Source organism: Bizionia sp. (assembly GCF_048259285.1).
GTDB classification, from domain to species: Bacteria; Bacteroidota; Bacteroidia; order Flavobacteriales; family Flavobacteriaceae; genus Algorimicrobium; species Algorimicrobium hallyeonense.
This window is the reverse complement of record NZ_JBLXHU010000009.1, coordinates 38,852-57,641: the sequence shown is the minus strand read 5'-3', so window position 1 is coordinate 57,641 and position 18,790 is coordinate 38,852. Positions and strand designations below refer to the sequence as shown.

Annotated in this window: 18 protein-coding genes, 1 other RNA gene and 2 pseudogenes; 4 read left to right on the top strand and 17 right to left on the bottom strand. The window is 32.3% G+C overall.

Features of this window, described 5'->3' with window-relative positions:
• Positions 1-440 precede the first annotated feature (440 nt).
• From ACN0QX_RS06520 to ssrA, 7 genes and pseudogenes are all read right to left on the bottom strand, one after another.
• A pseudogene (locus tag ACN0QX_RS06520) lies at positions 441-835 on the bottom strand (GlcG/HbpS family heme-binding protein).
• Positions 836-1,079: 244 nt separating this feature from the next.
• A complete protein-coding gene (locus tag ACN0QX_RS06515) occupies positions 1,080-1,163 on the bottom strand; it encodes a hypothetical protein (protein ID WP_417195978.1) in 84 nt (27 codons plus the stop codon).
• Positions 1,164-2,877: 1,714 nt separating this feature from the next.
• Positions 2,878-3,054: a hypothetical protein gene (locus tag ACN0QX_RS06510; RefSeq protein ID WP_417195945.1), complete on the bottom strand. Its 177-nt coding sequence runs from the start codon at positions 3,052-3,054 to the stop codon at positions 2,878-2,880.
• 911 nt (positions 3,055-3,965) lie between these two features.
• Positions 3,966-4,094, bottom strand: coding sequence for a hypothetical protein (locus tag ACN0QX_RS06505; protein ID WP_417195944.1), 129 nt, complete (start codon positions 4,092-4,094; stop codon positions 3,966-3,968).
• Between the two features lie 389 nt (positions 4,095-4,483).
• Complete coding sequence (locus ACN0QX_RS06500; RefSeq protein WP_417195977.1) at positions 4,484-4,699, bottom strand: integrase core domain-containing protein; 216 nt, start codon at positions 4,697-4,699, stop codon at positions 4,484-4,486.
• Between the two features lie 547 nt (positions 4,700-5,246).
• Positions 5,247-5,435, bottom strand: a complete 189-nt coding sequence (locus ACN0QX_RS06495; protein ID WP_417195943.1) for a hypothetical protein — start codon at positions 5,433-5,435, stop codon at positions 5,247-5,249.
• A gap of 1,594 nt (positions 5,436-7,029) precedes the next feature.
• Positions 7,030-7,405: a transfer-messenger RNA gene (gene ssrA, locus ACN0QX_RS06490) on the bottom strand.
• A gap of 312 nt (positions 7,406-7,717) precedes the next feature.
• Between ssrA and ACN0QX_RS06485 the strand changes: the two are divergent.
• Positions 7,718-8,878, top strand: a pseudogene (locus ACN0QX_RS06485) (NAD(P)-dependent oxidoreductase).
• A 12-nt stretch (positions 8,879-8,890) separates the two neighbouring features.
• Positions 8,891-9,673: an SDR family NAD(P)-dependent oxidoreductase gene (locus tag ACN0QX_RS06480; RefSeq protein ID WP_417195942.1), complete on the top strand. Its 783-nt coding sequence runs from the start codon at positions 8,891-8,893 to the stop codon at positions 9,671-9,673.
• On the opposite strand, the gene ACN0QX_RS06475 is transcribed toward ACN0QX_RS06480, so the two are convergent.
• The 6 genes from ACN0QX_RS06475 to ACN0QX_RS06450 all read right to left on the bottom strand — a co-directional run bounded on the left by ACN0QX_RS06475 (position 9,670) and on the right by ACN0QX_RS06450 (position 13,489).
• Entirely contained in the window at positions 9,670-10,335 is a 666-nt protein-coding gene (locus tag ACN0QX_RS06475; RefSeq protein WP_417195941.1) for a DUF1361 domain-containing protein, read from the bottom strand. The genes ACN0QX_RS06480 and ACN0QX_RS06475 overlap by 4 nt on opposite strands.
• Entirely contained in the window at positions 10,332-10,706 is a 375-nt protein-coding gene (locus ACN0QX_RS06470) for a DUF2809 domain-containing protein (RefSeq protein ID WP_417195940.1), read from the bottom strand. The genes ACN0QX_RS06475 and ACN0QX_RS06470 overlap by 4 nt, the downstream gene beginning before the upstream one ends.
• Positions 10,707-10,718: 12 nt before the next feature.
• Positions 10,719-11,012, bottom strand: a complete 294-nt coding sequence (locus ACN0QX_RS06465) for a hypothetical protein (RefSeq protein WP_417195939.1) — start codon at positions 11,010-11,012, stop codon at positions 10,719-10,721.
• A gap of 71 nt (positions 11,013-11,083) precedes the next feature.
• The gene (gene creD, locus ACN0QX_RS06460) at positions 11,084-12,460 is read right to left on the bottom strand and encodes a cell envelope integrity protein CreD (protein ID WP_417195938.1); all 1,377 of its coding nucleotides are present in this window, start codon (positions 12,458-12,460) and stop codon (positions 11,084-11,086) included.
• Between the two features lie 76 nt (positions 12,461-12,536).
• Positions 12,537-12,830 carry a winged helix-turn-helix domain-containing protein gene (locus ACN0QX_RS06455; protein WP_066250966.1) on the bottom strand — a complete coding sequence of 98 codons (294 nt, stop codon included), beginning with the start codon at positions 12,828-12,830 and terminating at the stop codon, positions 12,537-12,539.
• Between the two features lie 35 nt (positions 12,831-12,865).
• A complete protein-coding gene (locus ACN0QX_RS06450; RefSeq protein ID WP_248395276.1) occupies positions 12,866-13,489 on the bottom strand; it encodes a hypothetical protein in 624 nt (207 codons plus the stop codon).
• 88 nt (positions 13,490-13,577) lie between these two features.
• Between ACN0QX_RS06450 and ACN0QX_RS06445 the strand changes: the two genes are divergently transcribed.
• Positions 13,578-13,940, top strand: a complete 363-nt coding sequence (locus ACN0QX_RS06445) for a DUF1801 domain-containing protein (protein ID WP_417195937.1) — start codon at positions 13,578-13,580, stop codon at positions 13,938-13,940.
• On the opposite strand, the gene ACN0QX_RS06440 is transcribed toward ACN0QX_RS06445, so the two are convergent.
• From ACN0QX_RS06440 to ACN0QX_RS06425, 4 genes are all read right to left on the bottom strand, one after another.
• Positions 13,941-14,405: a GNAT family N-acetyltransferase gene (locus ACN0QX_RS06440; RefSeq protein ID WP_417195936.1), complete on the bottom strand. Its 465-nt coding sequence runs from the start codon at positions 14,403-14,405 to the stop codon at positions 13,941-13,943.
• A gap of 2 nt (positions 14,406-14,407) precedes the next feature.
• Positions 14,408-15,247 (bottom strand): hypothetical protein, encoded by an 840-nt coding sequence (locus tag ACN0QX_RS06435; RefSeq protein ID WP_417195935.1) that lies wholly within the window; start codon positions 15,245-15,247, stop codon positions 14,408-14,410.
• 175 nt (positions 15,248-15,422) lie between these two features.
• Positions 15,423-16,241 carry a 3-deoxy-8-phosphooctulonate synthase gene (gene kdsA / locus ACN0QX_RS06430; RefSeq protein ID WP_417195934.1) on the bottom strand — a complete coding sequence of 273 codons (819 nt, stop codon included), beginning with the start codon at positions 16,239-16,241 and terminating at the stop codon, positions 15,423-15,425.
• 33 nt (positions 16,242-16,274) lie between these two features.
• The gene (locus ACN0QX_RS06425) at positions 16,275-16,634 is read right to left on the bottom strand and encodes a hypothetical protein (protein WP_248395271.1); all 360 of its coding nucleotides are present in this window, start codon (positions 16,632-16,634) and stop codon (positions 16,275-16,277) included.
• A gap of 351 nt (positions 16,635-16,985) precedes the next feature.
• On the opposite strand from ACN0QX_RS06425, the gene typA reads away from it, so the two are divergent.
• Positions 16,986-18,785, top strand: coding sequence for a translational GTPase TypA (gene typA / locus ACN0QX_RS06420; protein WP_248395270.1), 1,800 nt, complete (start codon positions 16,986-16,988; stop codon positions 18,783-18,785).
• The last annotated feature ends 5 nt before the right edge of the window (positions 18,786-18,790 follow it).

Below are 18,790 nucleotides of genomic sequence, written 5' to 3'. Positions count from 1 at the left end.
ATTCTTCATGTTTAATTTATAGCTGTTTTGTGTAATGAATTCCACATTAGACTCATTAAAATAGCGCCCAAAGTTGGCGCTGTATTTTGTTTTAAACCTTAAGAATATTTCAAAAAAACACACCAGAGAATTTACAATACTACTAAAAGCCAAGGAAATTTGAACGAACCCTAAACTGCTATTCATTTGTGGATTTACATGTATAGCGCCTATACTAGAAAAGACAATAATCAACGTGCCTAAAAGTTTGGCAATGTGTTTTATATTTCAGTTGTAAAAAAGAAAAAGAGGCTGTACTAAAAGTCAAATCCTACGCTGAATGTCACATTGAGCGTAGCGGAAATGCTTCGGTTTTCAAAACATTAAAACTTGGGCTACGCGCAGTTTGACAAAGGATAATTACTTTTTAAACAGCCTCTTTATTATTAACTAGTAAGTTATTAGATGGCTGACGCTCCCGCTTCTGCAACGGCATGATCATTTTCCACTGAACTTCCACTAACACCAATAGCGCCAATAATTTCGCCTGATGCGTTTTTAATTGGGATACCTCCTGGAAACGTAATTAGTCCATTGTTGGAATGCTCAATATTATATAACGGTTGTCCTGGTTGCGATAATTCACCAACAATTCCCGTATTCATATCAAAAAAACGGGCTGTTTTTGCTTTTTTAATAGAGATGTCTAATGAGCCTAACCAGGCACCATCCATTCTACCAAATGCTACCAAATTTGCGCCGGCATCTACAATAGCAATATTCATTTTGTGTCAATGCTGTCGATTTTGTTTGCTGCATTAATTGCTTTTTCTGCTTGTGCTAATGTAATGTTCATAATATTTTGTTTTAGCGCACTGTTATTAATCTGATGCAAATATACAGCGCGAGTTTCTATTGACTTGCAAAAAGGTCCAATAAATTATGAAAAAGGTCAAAATTGAATACGTGCTCTTATTGAGCCGTTTCCTTTGGGCTAAATCGAATTTGTTCTTGGGCGATACTAAGTTAGATAGGTTATTATAACCAAATTCTAAATATATCTGATGGTTTAAATGGCCTTGCTCTAAAGTGTCTTCCTTTTAAAAGGCGTTTGTCATGGAACCACTTGCGGGAGATACGTTGTATTCTTTAATAAAATGGCGTTTAAACGTGGATAAACTCATATGACATAAAAATGCAATTTCTTCTAACTTTAAATAGAATGTATTTTACTTTCAATAATTTTTTAAAAGGAGCGGTTTCTTTAACAATCAACGATTGCAGATATCGCTCAAATTCTACCATATTTCTTACCAAAGATACAGCATTAATTCTTCAAATTTTACAGAAAGTAATTCTCCATAAAAATGGTGGTGCTTGCCTAATGGTGGTAATGAGTTTAGAGTAGATGTAATATAGGAATCATTCTAATAAGAAAGTAAGAATGTCGTCTGAAACTGCGTGATTGTTTGCTGTATGTTTTCTAGAAATTCTTTGAGTTTTTCTTCAGAAAAAAGAAGAGCTTACAGTAATATTTGGCTTCCGTTTCTAATAACTCCGTCCAAGCCAATTGCCCTTTTTTAGTAATAGGGACTGGTCTTTATTTACGGCAACTGTTGTTCCTGCAAAGTGAACTTGCTTTACCAACTTGTAAAAGCTAAACATATGCATCCCCAATTGACTTTACTTTTAACAACATCATTTCATTTTAAAATCATAGACAAACAAGTCTGGTCTTTTATTTTTTGTAATATAGATTTCTGGAATATTCTCAATGGCCATTTAAATGTTTTAGTGTGCAGGTTTTGGTTTCTTATTACGGAACAAGTTAACAAAAACATCTTAAACGGTTGTAAATAATGGGTAATAAACGTGCTACTCGAGAATGTTTATGAGTTAAACTAAAATGATACACAGCAATAGGTTATAGCCTTAAATTGTTTATTTGAGCCTAGAAAAACTATGATCTTTTTACCTGCTTTTGGATTTATTATTGCTATAATGGGAAGATTGTCCCCAGTTTTTAATCTAACCGTTGTTAAATTCAGTTTAAAGTGCCAGCGGCTTACTATTTATTGGAGTTATGCTACGGTTTTGTTTTTCAAGCGAATATTGGTGCGTATTTATCAAGTATTTTGATGGAGAATTCCCAATACATTACTACTATTCAAAAGTAGGTGCAGAATTTATTGTTGTTATCTGTTAATTTTTTCAGACTTCATGTTACTAAAAAGAATCAAAAAAAGAAGGTAGAAATTAGCCCGAGCGTATTTTTACGGCATCGTTATGTCCTCATTAAATATGGTTGCCATTCCATTTTACTTTACATCCATATCGTTATTAATCGGGTTAGACTATTTTGGTATTCGTTTCTCAATAGTTTCTATTTTTCCATTGGCTCCACGGTTGGTTCCTTTATTTTGTATTCCGTTTATGCCACTATTGCTGATAAAATGAACACAAACTGACTTTATAGCGACTAAATGAATTTTATTTTAGGGTGTATAACTGCTATTGTGGGAATGGGAATGTGGTGTATTTGATTTGATTGTTGTTGGTGAATTCCTTATTTATCTGATGTAATAAATTGCAAAATTCATCATACCTCTTATTCAAGGAAAAATAAATTGTGACATCATTGGTACATGTTCATTTAAGAAAATGGGTTCTATATCTGGTTGATAGGTTTTTAATTTTTGCAACAAAAGCTTTGAAATGATTAATTATAGGTTTTTCGCCTACATAAATTAAAAAGGAGGCATGTTTTCATCCATAAAATAAATAGGAGAAGCGTCTTTCCAGTTTGCTGGATCTTTAGTCCAAGTTACATCATAATGATGTTCGCTTGTTGGTGGGTTTTATCTAAATGTATTTTCATATCTAAACCAGCGGCATCATTTAAATAACACCTTTAAGCACATTCTTATTTTCTAAATATTTTGGATTTGTAGCAATTAAAGCAATTAAATGACCTCCAGCACTATGACCCATGACATAAATTTGTTTCAGGATCACCTTTATATTTTTCAATATTTTTACAGTCCAGTTAACTGCTTGTGCAATTTCTTTAGCCATCGAATCATAATTAGCATTCGGACTTAACGTATAGCCAGCAATTACAACATCACTTTGGCAAAATTTCTTCCTAAAATCGTAAGTGTTTTGTCACCTTCTGTCCAATAGCCACCATGCACAAAAATCACCACCGGATTTTTGCAGCTTTGAAATTTTAGGTTCAAAAACATTTAACGCCGGCTGCATTGCTGTTTGAGTATCTGCAGATTTTAAATAAAACAGCATCTTTGTTTTTCTAGAAGCACAGTTACAAAGTAAAATAGAAAATAGTAGAAGGAAAGCTATTTTGTGTTCATAGTTTTTAACAAAGTTATGATGTATTGGTTAATTAAGATTTGAATTATCTAAATTATAAAAATATAATTTGTTTTCTGTTTGAACTTTCGTTTGTAAGGAAAAGTAGTCAGATTAAATGCGTTGTTCCCAATGATTCCAATTTTGTAAACCTGCAGGCAGGCAGGTACAACAAGGCATGCAGGAGATTTATGGATGAATAGTTGTCAAGGGAAGAGCAAAAATTTAGTATTAATTGCAGGATGTAATAAGCTGTTAAAACAGGCTATTGCAATTGCCAAATCAGGATTAATATATGACGATACTTATAAAGTACTTTGGTGAAAAGTTAATGAGTTTTACTTGCCTGCCTGTCGGCAGACAGGTTTTACCCAGTACTTTGTTGTAAGTAGTTATTTATTCTTTAAATTTACAATTTTCTTTTATAGCATCAATTGCTAAGGATAACTTAATTCATTTGACCTGCTCAAATCTAAACACCCTTTTTGCTTTTTCTTCAAATAAGATAAAATATTTACCTCTAATGAAATAGGCTAGCATTTTTGGTAATTAGCTTTATTTAAATTTTCAAATTTCGTCAGTTATCCCAACAAACATTTGATTATGGGTAATTTTTGTTAATTAACTTTACTTTTAAATTCATTGTCCTCCGATAATGATTCTGCTTTGAAATCAGAAATGGCTCCATAATTATCTTCAATACTTTCTTTAGTTAATCTTTTAAATAAAAAATTGGTCAGATTCATATATTCAGTTGCTTTAGTGAAATCACGTAAAGCTAAATTATATTCTTTCAGATAACCCAAACTCCTACCTCGTTCTTTATACGCTTCATATAAATTTGTTTCTTCGTCTATACATTTTAAATGCGTAAATTGATGATTTATAATAAATTTTGAAATATCCTTATCATTAATAAATCTACCTAAATCTTGTATTCCGTTACCTCTTACAATTAAAGAATCAGATTCGGTTTCATCAATAATTTTTTAAACTTCTCGAAACTTACATTTAATAAAGATTTTTTCGTCATTTTGAGCTACAATATAATTTTGAGATAATATCAAAAAAAATATAATTTTTTCATTCAGATTGGTTTTAATGTCTTGTCCAAAATATGGCCGATTAAAATTGATTAAGCTGATAATTTATATACCATATTAGGTGTTTTATAGTCTAAAGATAAATGTAATCTTACTTCGTTGTATAAATTAATTGCATTTTTGCAGCTCTTTTGGCATGTGTCGTTATCAAAGGTCTGATCGAGATAAAACTCATCTTTTAGGATGCCGTTTACACGTTCAGCCATGGCATTCTCGTAACAATGATTTTCTTCAGTCTGTACTGATATTTATCTTTTTCTTTTGAGTATTTGTGTATACATTGCTACAATACTGTATTCCTCTGTCTGAATGATGAATAAATTGTTTAATGCTTTTAGCTTGATAAATTGCCTTATTAAGCGCTCTCACATCCTTTTAATTCCAAGCTATCACTAATATCATAACCAACTATTTTCCTGGAGTGCATGTCTGTTATTAAAAAGCCAGATAACAAAGCCTTTAGGGTTCTAATATAAGTTATGTCACTAACCCAAACTTGGTTAACCTATTGATTTCTACGTCTTTATGATGTTGTTATATTTATAAAATCGATGATAAAGTTCGTAGTTCTAGCACTAGTTTCTTTAAAATGTCAGCATTTGGTGTTTTAAGCACATTGAAAAAGTGTCTCTACCGATTTTAATATTGGCTTTAGTAAAATCTACATCTAAGATTTAATAAGTTTACAACACCTTCTCTAGGAAGGGATTTGCGTCTTTTTCTAACGATGTTTAGAATCTGTTGTTCTAGTCTTAAACGCTTATCAGCTCTAGCTTTGTATTTATAATATTACGTTTAAGCCCAAAACAATGGGTTATAGTCGTTAAAAGCAAATCCACCGTTATCTTTAGCTCTTATTAAGGCTTTATACTTAACTTTTAGTTCAGCAATAGATTTAACAAGATCTTCTGCAGCTACTTCTAGATAAGATTCTTCTACCATAGCATCGGATCTTTTTAAGTAGCAGTTTCTTAAGCTGTTCAATCTCTTTTGAAGTGTTTTAATTCTTGATATTTCGTCTTTGTTTCCACTTTTACTCTGGTGTTCATTAAGTCTTTACGATTGTACTTTTTAATCCACATTCACTGTTGTAGGTGCAATGAGTAGAGCCCACAAAGTTCGCTCTTTATTATTTCCGATGGTAAGCTCAATAAAATTTTAATTTAAAGGTTCACTGTAACGTCTAATTACTGTCATTTCTATACATAATGTTTAAAATTATGTAGCCTTATTCAGGACGGGTCATAATTGCCAACGTTTTTGTAGAGGAAAGTTGCGTGTTGTGCGAGGATTTTCCAAGGAAAATCAGAAGCTAGCAAAACAACGATATATGCAAGCCCTAAAAAATAGCATTTTTTTTATACTTTAGGACACGTTTTTATATTTTAAATTCAACTCACTATCTATTCTTTAAGTATTTTTATTTTGAGGTAAATTCAAAATCAGTTGCTTTAAGTTTAATATATCTAATTCTTTTGTAATGATTAAATTGTCTTCTAAAAAGTCAAGTAAAAAATAAAGAGACAAAAAACTAAATTTAGAAAAATCATAAGTCCCTAATTGAAAGTTTGAAAATTCCCAATTATCTATTTTTAAATGAAATAAATAAAAGCATACTATTCCAATAATAATAAGAATAAAGAGAGAAATATGAATTCTTGACCCATTATCATTTCTTTTGTAGAATTTAGTGTTTTTACTTATTTGTTTTCTTTACCATTTTATCTATAAGTACACAAATATAATGACTAACTTTCTGTTAATCAGTTGTATAACTTTGGAGTTATAAACAAAAAATAAGATATACGCAAAATGAAGATTTCTTTTATTTTAAATATACTGTAAATTAGTATTTTGTACATAGAATATAATAGATATACCAGATAATGAGTAAAATGTTAAAATCTTTTTATTAAAAGGAATTTCAATTGATTTTGAAAATGAAGTAAAAGAATATAATCGTTTACATAGTGTTATAGATATTTTACAAATTTAAAAAATTACACAGTCAGTTTGAAATGGTTCAATTCAATCATATTCAACAGTTGCAGTCATATAAGAAAGTTTTTAAAACTAAAAATTCAAAAATTTAAAGAGCAGTCTAATTTAATGAAACAATAACACAAAACTAATAGATTATTCAGAAAGATGATTATATGATTTGTCAGAGATTTTAAAAAAAGACAAGTGTGATTTCCAATAAAGCATTCTCAACTTTCTAGTAAATGTTCCAACAATTGGATATAGACAGTATCTATACCTACATTATCATTATAAATATAAGATATTTAAACCCAAAGTAGAAATACGTAGATCTACGTAATTTAAGTGTGTGGAGTATCGCTTGGAAAAAATATTTTGATCAATTTTTCGTTAAAATTATCCCAAAATTATCCTTTAAAAATTTAAACTGTAAACCAATAATACAGTTAAAATGGAATATCAGATTAACTGCGTTGTTACCAATCACTCCATTCTGTAAACGTAACCTGTTGTGCTTTCAGCCAAGCGCTATTAAACAACAAGCTCAATCAAAACTTGTTGAGCTTTTTTAAAATCGCAACCATGTTGCGGGTAATTGTGGAGTCGGAGGAATCGAACCCTCGTCCAAACAAGCCATCAAAGGGCTTTCTACATTCTTTTCTTGGGTTTTCGTGTGTTAGCTGGTTAAAGACAACTACTAACACCTTATCTTTTTTGAGTTTCACATACATCAAAGCGCTATGTATGCTATATTAACTTTTACGATGCCTCTATTAGAACGCCGTTAATCAACTTTCAGGAGACATTTAGCCTTCTACCTAGTAGGAACTAGCACAATCTTACTATAATTCAGATTACGCAGCTAAAGCGTATTATTCTCGCCGTTTAAAGTTTGACCTGGCCTTTTACGTGTTTCAAAGTCATTACGACGTGCTTACAAATGGTGATCGCTGTCAAAACCAGTCGACCCATTTAATGAAATAACAAAATTTTTTTGCGTGATTGAATTACCCCAAGCATAATTGGGATCTCTTCAGCAAAATTACTTTTGTATCCTTTAATTTATCCCCATTACTTCGGAATCTATTTCAAAAAAATCATTTTTTAAAGATTTCTCAAAGGAAAGCGAAGTTACCAAAAAGTTGTTACAATCGAATTCCATGTATTTTCGTGCGACATGCCAAAGTTATATTCGGCACATGTGTCAGTTCAAGTATTAAAACGTTTTTCGTTTTCATGAACATATTGGGCTTGGTTAACGAAAATATAATATATGCGTATTCATTTGCCATAATAAAGAACGAAAAAATCCACAGATAGACGTGTGGTATTTTCACCAAGAAAAATTAGCCGACACGAAAATTAGCAAATTTATTGTGGAGTCTAGCGATATTCGTATTTTCAGATTCAGCATACAAAGCACTTGATTTACGTAACCATGATGTGAGCAATTGCGATGTTATGTTAGGCGTTAAGGAGACCGGTTGAATATTTAATACCTAATAAAAAATACTTCTTCTTTTCGCATACCATTAAAAAAACACCGTACAATGAAAGCTTCTTTTGGCAATGTTGGATAATAATATTTCTATGTATGATCATGAAACTATTGTACGTCAAACAGGATCGCGACTTATTGGCTTTGGTCGTTTGCGGGTTAGTAGGTGCTTACAACGGATTCCGTATTTAGGTTTGCGTAACGGTTTATTTACTTTGCCTAAAGTGGAAACCTTGGCTGTTGGATGCTGTAAAAGCAAATTAGATAAAATAACATCCTAACATAAAAATTTTTGACAGGAACTGGTAAAGTAGCACAAGGTGCTAAAGAAATTCTTGATCATTTAAAAATTAAAGAAGTTAGTGATGCTTTGTACATTACCAGCACCTTCTCGGAGCCTGTTTATTACTGGCCGATGTTATGGAATACAATAAACGCAAAGATGGTAAAGTAGGCTTTAAGCAAGAATTTTATAAAGACCCAACGGGTTACGAAAGTAATTTTATGGCTATGCTAAAGTAACAGATTTCTTTATGCCGGTCATTTTTATAAAATAATGTAGTATTTATTTACAAGAGACGACGCGAAGGATCCAGATTTTAAAATAAAGTATGTTGCTGATATTAGCTGTGATGTGGATGGTCCTGTAGCATCAACTTTAAGAGCATCAACTATTGCAGATCCATTTTATGGTTATGATGCGAAAGCAGAAAGCGAAGTGGCTTTTGATGCTAAAAATGCCATAACCGTTATGGCAGTTGATAATTTGCCTTGCGAATTACCGAAAGATGCTAGTGAAGGTTTTGGTGAAATGTTTTTGGAACACGTAATTCCTGCTTTTTTCAACGATGATGAACGTGGTATTTTAAAACGTGCTCGGATTACTAATGACGGAAAATTAACCAAGCGTTTTGCTTACCTGCAGGATTATGTTGATGGAAAATAACTTTTTAAGCGTATGATTAAAACAGCATTAATAACTGGAGGCGCATCAGGTTTGGGATTTGAATTGGCACTTTTATTTGCCAAAGATGATTATAATCTGGTTCTAGTAGATATAAATTCTGAAAAGCTTGAGGAAGCAAAACATGATATAGAAAAATTATTTTCTGTTGATGTGAAGATTATGGCTAAAGATTTAAGTCAAATCAATATATCTTCAGAAATTATGTCGGAATTAGGCAATACAGAAATTGATGCTTTAGTTAATAATGCAGGTTTTGGGTGTTTTGGAGCGTTTCATGAAGTGGATTGGGAACGCCAATCTCAAATGCTAAATTTACATGTTTTAACCACGACACACTTAACGAAATTAGTGGTGGAAGGTATGGTTAAAAGAGGTTCCGGAAAAATATTAAACTTGTCGTCATTGGCAGCCTTTCAACCTGGTCCTTTAATGTGTTTATATTATGCCACCAAAGGGTATATTTTATCGTTTTCAGAAGCCATTTCTAACGAACTTAAAGGAACTGGAGTAACGGTAACAGCCCTATGTCCAGGGCCCACCAAAACATCATTTCAGCAAGTGGTTGCTAATGATTGTTCTGAAAACAAAATCACCTTTAATATGGCGAGTGCCCAAGCGGTAGCTGCTTATGGATACAAATGCATGATGAAAGGGAAATGCGTTGCAATTCCTGGAGGCATTAATAAAATTTTAGGCACCTTACCACGCTTTATACCTAGAAATATGGCCGCCAATATTGTGCGAAAAATTCAGGAGAAGAATCGGGAAGTTTAACTGTTTATGGTCTTCTGAAATGCTGAAAACATCTTAAAACCAATTCCCAGAAAAGCGGCAAATGTTAGAGTAAATAACCAAGCTTCTGCATGATGATTTGGTTGTAATAAAATATTCAAGCAATCATCTAAAAGATGAAACGGCTTATTGAGTATTTCCCAAGAATTATATCTTAAAAACCGACCTAAATAAATTCCAAATCCTGTTAAAAGAAATATAATGGGAAAACTATATGTAACAATAGACTTCCTTACATGTTTTAAAAGTAATTTTCGCATATCGAATAGGGAAAGAAAAAATAGAATTAACCCATTATAAGCGAATGATGTGACTATTAAAACATCAAGCCATAATAAGTTGTTGGAACTAATTTTTAAGTGCAATAAATCTGTAATAATATATGGTGCATTTGGTAGAAACAACAGCCAAATTATGCCACTCATTAATAGGGTGAATTTGGAAAGTTTAGGTTTACTCACTAAATATGTGGTGATAGCGTAAGGAATTGCAGCTAAAAACAGGTTCCACACCAAAAAAATGAAAAAGAAGGAATGTGTAATTTTCATTCGTATCAGTAATAAAAGCACACTAAACCCCATAGAAATCGTGAGTAGCGATAAGATTTTAAAGCGCTTTAGTACTAGTGTTTTTAAAGTATTCATAATGTCTTCAGTTTAAGTTCAAAAATTAAAACAGTAACTATTCCCAAGGTGTAAGCTATTAAATCTGATACATGAAACGTGCTTCCTAAAATAAGTATAGCGAAGGTATTGTTCTGTAGGTTTAAATGTTCTAATAGGTTTCCTAGTTGTAAAAATTCAATTATGAAAGCGAATAAAAGCACAGCAAAAGCGACAGGGATTGGTTTGGCATTTATAAAACTTTTCGCAAAACAGTAGAGTAGAATCACGATGAGAAAATCGCCAAAGGTATGACGAATAAAGCCTGTTTTTAAAAAGTAAGCAATGAGTCCTTCGATTATGAATAATATAACGAAGCCTAAGAAATATATTCTATTGAAGTGTAGTTTCATGAGTCGTATTATTTAGAATATGAAAGGGAAAATGATGTAGAAATATAATATGACGACAGGAATATTCAACAACATAATGGCGCAAGTTTTTAGAGATTCTAATCGATTTTTAGGGTTTAAAATAGCAGAACCAATTAATACGGTGAGGATGGTTATATTTATAATGAACGCAACTATAATAAATACGAATCCAAAGAGAATTGGGAAACTAGGTTCGCCAAAATATAAATAGAGTGTGAATATGGACGTTCCTATTCCAAAGCTAATTAAAGCGGTCATTTTTCCGAAGTTTTGTAATCCTTTCATTGTTATTTTTTTTTAAAAACCTCATTCTTTATATTGAATATGCCGAATGAGGTTAGCACTATCAACCAAACTTAATCGTTATTCCAATCTATTTTTCTGGAGACAAACATGACGCTTGCTAAAATTAAAAACAGCCCAATACTGCCAACTAAAAGCGCGTAATTTTCTAATTGAATAATCACATATATAAACGTGTATAAAGCCGTTAGGGATAAACCAATAAATAAGGGGAACTTCATGGTTTTTAATATGGATTTTGAATAGATAGTAATCAGCATAATAACCGAAATACCTGCAACTAAATAGGCTTTTAAAAAGTTGCTGTGTTCTGAAATAGATACTAATAATGTGTAGAACATGGTTAATGCCAAGCCAATCATTAAATATTGAAACGGATGGATGCTTATTTTGCTTAATGTTTGAATTAAGAAGAATACTAAAAACGTTAATCCAATTACTAAAAACCCATACTTGGCAGAACGTTCACTTTTTTGGTACTCATCTACCATGACCATAAATTTGGTGCCAAACGCATATTGGTTCAAATTTGGAACTTGGTTTAAATACTGTTGCGAAAAAGCACGATTAATATGAAGTATTTTCCATTGCGCTTCAAAACCGTCTTTTGAAATGGCCTTCGTTTCATCATTAGGTAGGAAATTACCAATAAAACTGGGGTCAGCCCAATTGGATGCCATTGTCATAGTGGTTGTTTTTCCAATAGGAATAATTTGAAGATCCTGACTGCCATTAAAGGCCATGCTAAAACTAAATGAAATAGCTTCGGACTTTGGAACATCTTTTTCCTTTAAAAATCCGGATTCTAATTCGTCTAAATTTCCAGCATAGTGGTTGGCGTTATCGGTAAAATTGGTTTCAAATTTATAACTGCTATCATTTAGCTTCAGATTCACTTCGTTTTTAATGCCTTTTAAATTGGAGGTTTTTATAATGATGCTGGCTTTATCCCAAATTATATCAGCGTCTTTGATGTCTTTAAGTTGGAGTTGCGGTTTTATATAATGACCACTAAAATTCATATTGGTTGTATAAACAGCCGATTCAAAGTTTCCGCGTTTTAGTGTTTTAGAATTCACATCGGCTTCTGCTTGTAAACTTTCGGGAAATATATAGGCGTAGTTAATTTCCGTTTTGGTTTCTGTTAAATAGGTTTTAGTTTTTTCGTTGTAGGTTTTTGTTTCCGAATAGGTTTTATAAGGCAGTTTTAAAATAGGTCCGAAAACCATTACATTATTTCCCCATTTGTCATTAATTTCATGAACAACGTCTTGTTGCCTTCTGGAGCGTTCTGAAATTAAATCATTAATAAATGCTAACGGAATTAGTAGAATGATTACCAAGAAGCCTACCATAAGCATTCTAGCTGTTATGGATGTTTTAATCCAGTTTCCAAATTTGTTCTGTTGCGGTTTGTTTGTATGGTCCATGTGTTTGAGTTTAAAGTACTTTGAATTACAAAGTAGATTGATAAAAAAATAGCTCTAATTGAGCGTATTCAAAATTTTAGGTTTTATTAATTAATTTTTCAAGGGCTTCAATATGCTTTTTAAATTCGGATCTGCCCAATTTAGTTGTGGCATAGCGCGTATTTGGTTTTCTAGCAATAAATTGTTTTTCTACTGAAATGTATTCAGCTTTTTCCAAGGCTTTGGTATGGCTTGCTAAATTGCCATCGGTAGCTCCTAGAAGTTCTTTCAGCATATTAAAATCGGCATATTCATTCACCATCAGAACAGACATGATGCCTAAGCGGATTCTATGATCAAATACTTTATTTATGTTGTTTATAATGCTCATAATGTTTCCCGCTTTCGCGCGAATCAAATTTTATTCTAATTATTCAACGTTGGATTTCTATCATATTTAAAATGCATCCACGTACCATAAATAATATGCATAATCCCGAAACCTAATACCCAAAGCCAAAATCCGTATCCAGGAAATAACGCGCAAATTAGGCCTAAAATAATTTGTATAAAACCTAAATAGCGAATATCACCAATACTATATTTGGAAGCGTTAATTAATGCTAATCCATAAAAAATAAGCATTAAAGCACCTGTTTGACCATATTTTTGTTGCCCTAAAATTATCAGAATATACAAACCGCCTGCAATAAGAGGGATTAAAAAGTTTATTACTAATCGTCTGGAAGTCCCATCCCAAATTTTTTCGCCATGTTTTTTGGCTTTTCTAGTGGTTAAGAAAATACCGGTAACTATGCTTAAGAAGGCAATGAGAAACAAATCGATCATCACGATTTTAAAAATATAACCATCTAAAATAAGTGTGCCATTACTATACTTCATTACCAACCAATAGGCAACTGCTGAACCTATAAGCGCATAAATTCCTGCAAGAATGCCTGATAAACCACTCAATGAAATAAACCTGGACGACTTATTCATCAGGTTTTTAATTTCGGTAATGTCTTTTAAATAATCTTTTGACTCCATATAAAAGTACTTTGAAATACAAAGTTAGTTTTTAATTTCGAATAATTACAAATAAATTTATGTTAAATTTGAACGAAGAGAAAAAAATATGAAACCAGCCGAAGTCTATATTTTAAATAAGCCCGAACCATTTAAGTCTATTATGATGCATGTCCAAGCTGTCATAATACACACCTTGCCAACAGCTGAATTAAAGTATAAATGGAAATTACCGTGTTATTACATCGGGAAACGGCCTATTTGTTATATCAATCAAAGTAAAGATTATGTGGATGTTGGTTTTTGGCATTCGGCTTATATCTCCAAAAAATTTGATCCGTATTTAGTTTCCGAAAAGCGTAAAATAGTTAAATCGCTTCGGTATAAAACCCTTGAAGGTGTCAATGATGGCGTTTTGATGGATATATTAAAAGAAGTTTATGAACACAAAGACAAATCGTTTTGGCGGTAATTACAACGTTCTATAAATGATATAGTTTTCAAAAACTTCACCTTTTAAATGTTTAAGCTGTTTTTTTTCGACTTCGTAATAGTAATCATCAAAGAACGGAAGGGCTGTTTTGCTAACATCCGATTTTATTTCTTTAAATCCTGCCATTATTACCTGCGATTCTATAACGCGTAATAATTTGGCGCCTATGCCTTGACGTTGGTAGTCTTTATGTACAAACAATCCGTCTAAATAATTACCTTGTGTTAAATAGGCAAAACCAACAATGATGTTATTTGTTTCAGCAACAATAAAATAATTTTTGGTAATACGAGCCGTCCATTTCTTTTCATTATCTGCACCAGATGCCCAAACGGCTATTTGATTTTCGGTATAATGCTTGGAATTAATATGTAAAATGGTATTCCTAAAAAGACTGGTTATTTCAGGTAAATCGTTTATTACGGCTTCTCTAATTTCAATCATAATTATATTCTAAAAATTGCGCCAAATGAAATAACGCTTTGTATAAACATAAAATGTTGTGACGCGCTATCATTGGAGTTGCTTGTGGTTTTAATGTCTGGCATATTAATAAACCCACCTCTTAAGTCACCTTGAACAAAGAAATGTTTAAAGAAGGTTAAGTTTAAACCAGCATTTAAAGATACACCATAACCAGATACATGAAACTCGTCATACCTGGCTTTTTGTAATAATTTGGTATTTGTTTTTGGATATAAAACACCTGCACCAATTCCTTCGGTAATATTAATTTGAAAAATATCCGTATTTTTAATACCGAATAAAAATGATAAATCATCAAACCTTCCAAATTCCAAATACACGTAGTTTAATCCGTTGGTGTGTTCAAAAGTTAAGAAATCTTCCGTGGTTAGAATTTGCTCACCTTGGTACACGCCATTGTAAATCGCACCAGGTTCGTCTGCTGGCAAATTAATATAGCCATCAATATTAGCATATTGGTTTTGAGTCATGACATACTTCATATGATCCACGCCAAAAGCTACATAATAATTATCCGTTATAAAATAGCCAACTTTTAAATTAGTTTGTGGTATAGTAATGCGCGTTGGGTTAATATAATCTATGTGCCAACCTTTCGGTTTATCATGGGCTTTTACATCTTGCAGTGTAAAATTATAATTATCTCCTTTAAATGTAATGTCGGATTTGGTAAAGGCCTCTCTGTTGCCGCCCCAGCTTAAAAATATTTTACCTTTATTGTGAGATGTGTAAAGTGAAGTTGAATCTTTTTGGGAAAAAGCACTCCAATTTAAAATGCTAAAAAATACTATAAATAGCATTTTAGTTGGGTTTACTATCATTTGTTGTATTTAGTTCTTTAGTTAGATTGGGTTGTTTGGACGTAAGAAATGTATGTTCCTTAACGTTTATCTAAAAAAAATTACAGATTTGCCCTTAAATTCAAAATTAAAGGCAAATCTGTAATAGATTTTCAGTTGGCAAAAGTAATAAAAATTATAAACTTTGAACCGTTTTTCTAATAGCAACCAAATTGGTTAATAGTTTTTCAAGATTATCCAAATGCAACATATTAGCGCCATCACTTTTGGCGTTAGCGGGATCAAAATGCGTTTCAATAAATAAGCCATCCACATGGTTAACAATACCAGCTCTGGCAATGGTTTCTATCATATCAGGACGTCCACCAGTAACACCTGCAGATTGATTAGGTTGTTGTAGGGAGTGCGTAACATCTAAAATAGTTGGTGCATATTCGCGCATGGTTGGGATTCCACGGAAGTCTACAATCATATCTTGATAGCCAAACATAGTACCTCTATCGGTAATCCATGCTTTGTTGCTACCCGAATCTTTGACTTTCTGTACGGCATGTTTCATTGATTCCGGACTCATAAATTGTCCTTTTTTCAAGTTTACGACTTTGCCTGTTTTGGCAGCCGCGACAACTAAATCCGTTTGACGAACTAAAAAAGCTGGGATTTGTAAAACATCCACATATTCAGCAGCCATGGCAGCATCAGATACTTCATGAATATCGGTTACCGTAGGAACATCAAAAGTTTCTGATACTTTTTTAAGAATTTCAAGTGCTTTTTCATCGCCAATTCCCGTAAAACTATCAATACGGCTACGGTTGGCTTTTTTAAAACTTCCTTTAAATATAAATGGAATTTCTAGCTTGTCTGTAATGGTCAGAATTCTTTCTGCAATACGCAATGCCATGTCTTCGCTTTCAATGGCGCATGGACCTGCTAATAAGAAAAAATTATCAGAATCTATATGTTTTAATTTTGGTACGTCTTTAAGTATCATTTGGACTGAATTTTAGTCTGCAAAGATACACATTTAAAAAGTTTTTTTTATGCTATTTCTTATCATCCAAAGGGACATGGCAAAATTGGTAAAAACAAACAGACCACCTACAATGATGAAGCTTTTAACGGTTTCTGAAAATGAAATAATTTTAAACAGATCTGATAAATAGGCTAAAATCATATAGGACGATAAGCAGACAAAAACAATACCTAAAGTAAAATTAAGATGCTTGCTCGGTTTAAACAGTTGCCAAACAAAGGGTAGGGCAAACAATAAAATAGGATAAGCAGAGATGCCTTCGTTTCTATTTACATCCGTAAACCAATAGGCTATGGCTGCAATAAAATATAAATATGGAATAAACTTATAATACTCATTTATTGGTTTCATGTCTACAAAAATTAGGTTTTAAACTTATATTTTGTAGTAAATAGTATACCTTTTTTTGCTATTAATTATCAGGTGTAAATACTTTTACTATCAATTATTATACAACGAAATATACAAATAGTTCGTATATTAAAGCCCGAATATAACAAATTATTAACTATTTAGACGGGGTGTAAAAAGTTGATTTTTTAGCATGAATTCTCATGGATTTATTCCTTGTAAATACGGAATTAACTTACAAATATTCCTTCATAACCCTAATATTACGAGGTGATTAACATTTATTTGTTCAGATGTTAAATTAGAAAATAATTTAATGTACCTTTGCACGCTTAAAATAAGGCACCATATATGGCTCAAATAAAAAACATTGCAATCATTGCTCACGTCGATCACGGTAAAACTACCTTGGTGGATAAAATTATGTACCACTGTCAATTGTTTCGTGAAAACGAAAATACAGGTGATTTAATATTAGATAATAATGATTTAGAACGTGAACGTGGAATTACTATTACATCTAAAAACGTATCGGTAATTTATAAAGGCACAAAAATTAATATTATTGATACACCTGGTCACGCCGATTTTGGTGGTGAAGTGGAACGTGTTTTAAACATGGCTGATGGTGTTTGCTTATTAGTTGATGCTTTTGAAGGTCCAATGCCTCAAACGCGTTTTGTGTTGCAGAAAGCTATCGATTTAGGTTTAAAGCCTTGCGTAGTTATTAATAAAGTAGATAAAGAAAACTGTACACCAGATGAGGTGCATGAAAAAGTATTCGATCTTATGTTCGAATTAGGTGCAGAGGAGTGGCAGTTAGATTTTCCAACCGTTTACGGTTCAGCTAAAAATAACTGGATGAGTGACGACTGGAAAGTTGAAACAGATAATATAGAGCCATTATTAGATATGGTTATTGAGCATATTCCAGCGCCAAAAATTCCAGAAGGAAACACACAAATGTTAATTACATCTTTAGATTTTTCGTCTTTCACCGGTCGAATAGCTATTGGTCGTTTAACACGTGGTGAACTTAAAGTTGGTCAGAATATTTCGTTAGTAAAAAGGGACGGAAGCATTGTGAAAAACAGAATTAAGGAGTTACATGTTTTTGAAGGTGTAGGTCGTAAAAAAGTAGAAGAAGTTCAAGTAGGTGATATTTGTGCTATTGTAGGACTTGAAGGTTTTGAAATTGGCGATACGGTTGCAGATGCTGAAAACCCAGAAGGTTTAAAAACAATTGCTATTGATGAACCAACAATGAGTATGTTATTTACTATTAATGATTCGCCATTTTTTGGTCAGGATGGTAAATTTGTAACGTCTCGTCATATTAAAGACCGTTTATTTAAAGAACTAGAGAAAAATTTAGCATTACGTGTTGAAGAAACGGATAGTGCAGATAAATTTATGGTTTTTGGTCGTGGTGTATTACACTTATCGGTATTAATAGAAACCATGCGTCGTGAAGGTTATGAGCTTCAAATTGGTCAACCACAAGTAATTATCAAGGTAATTGATGGTGTAAAATGTGAGCCAGTTGAAGAAATGACAATTGATTTACCAGAACATGTTTCAGGGAAAGCTATTGAAATGGTAACCATGCGTAAAGGTGAAATGACTAGTATGGAAGCTAAAGGCGACCGTATGGTTTGTCAGTTTATTGTACCATCTCGTGGAATTATTGGTTTACGTAACCAATTATTAACAGCTACAGCGGGTGAAGCTATTATGGCACACCGTTTTAAAGAATACCAACCGTTAAAAGGTGGTATTCCAGAACGTCAAAATGGTTCATTAGTATCTATGGAAAAAGGTCAAGCAATTCCTTACTCTATTGATAAATTACAAGATCGTGGTAAGTTTTTCGTCGATCCAGGTGAAGATATTTATGAAGGTCAAGTAATTGGTGAAAACTCACGTGGTGACGATATGGCCATTAACGTAACAAAAACCAAGAAGTTAAGTAACGTTCGTAGTTCTGGTGCTGATGATAAAGCCAAGATTGTTCCGGCAATAAAGTTCTCTTTAGAAGAAGCTTTAGAATATATCCAGAAAGATGAGTATGTTGAGGTTACACCAAACCATATTCGTTTGCGTAAAATTTACTTAACAGAAGTTGAAAGAAAACGTAATAAGAATTTCTAATCAAA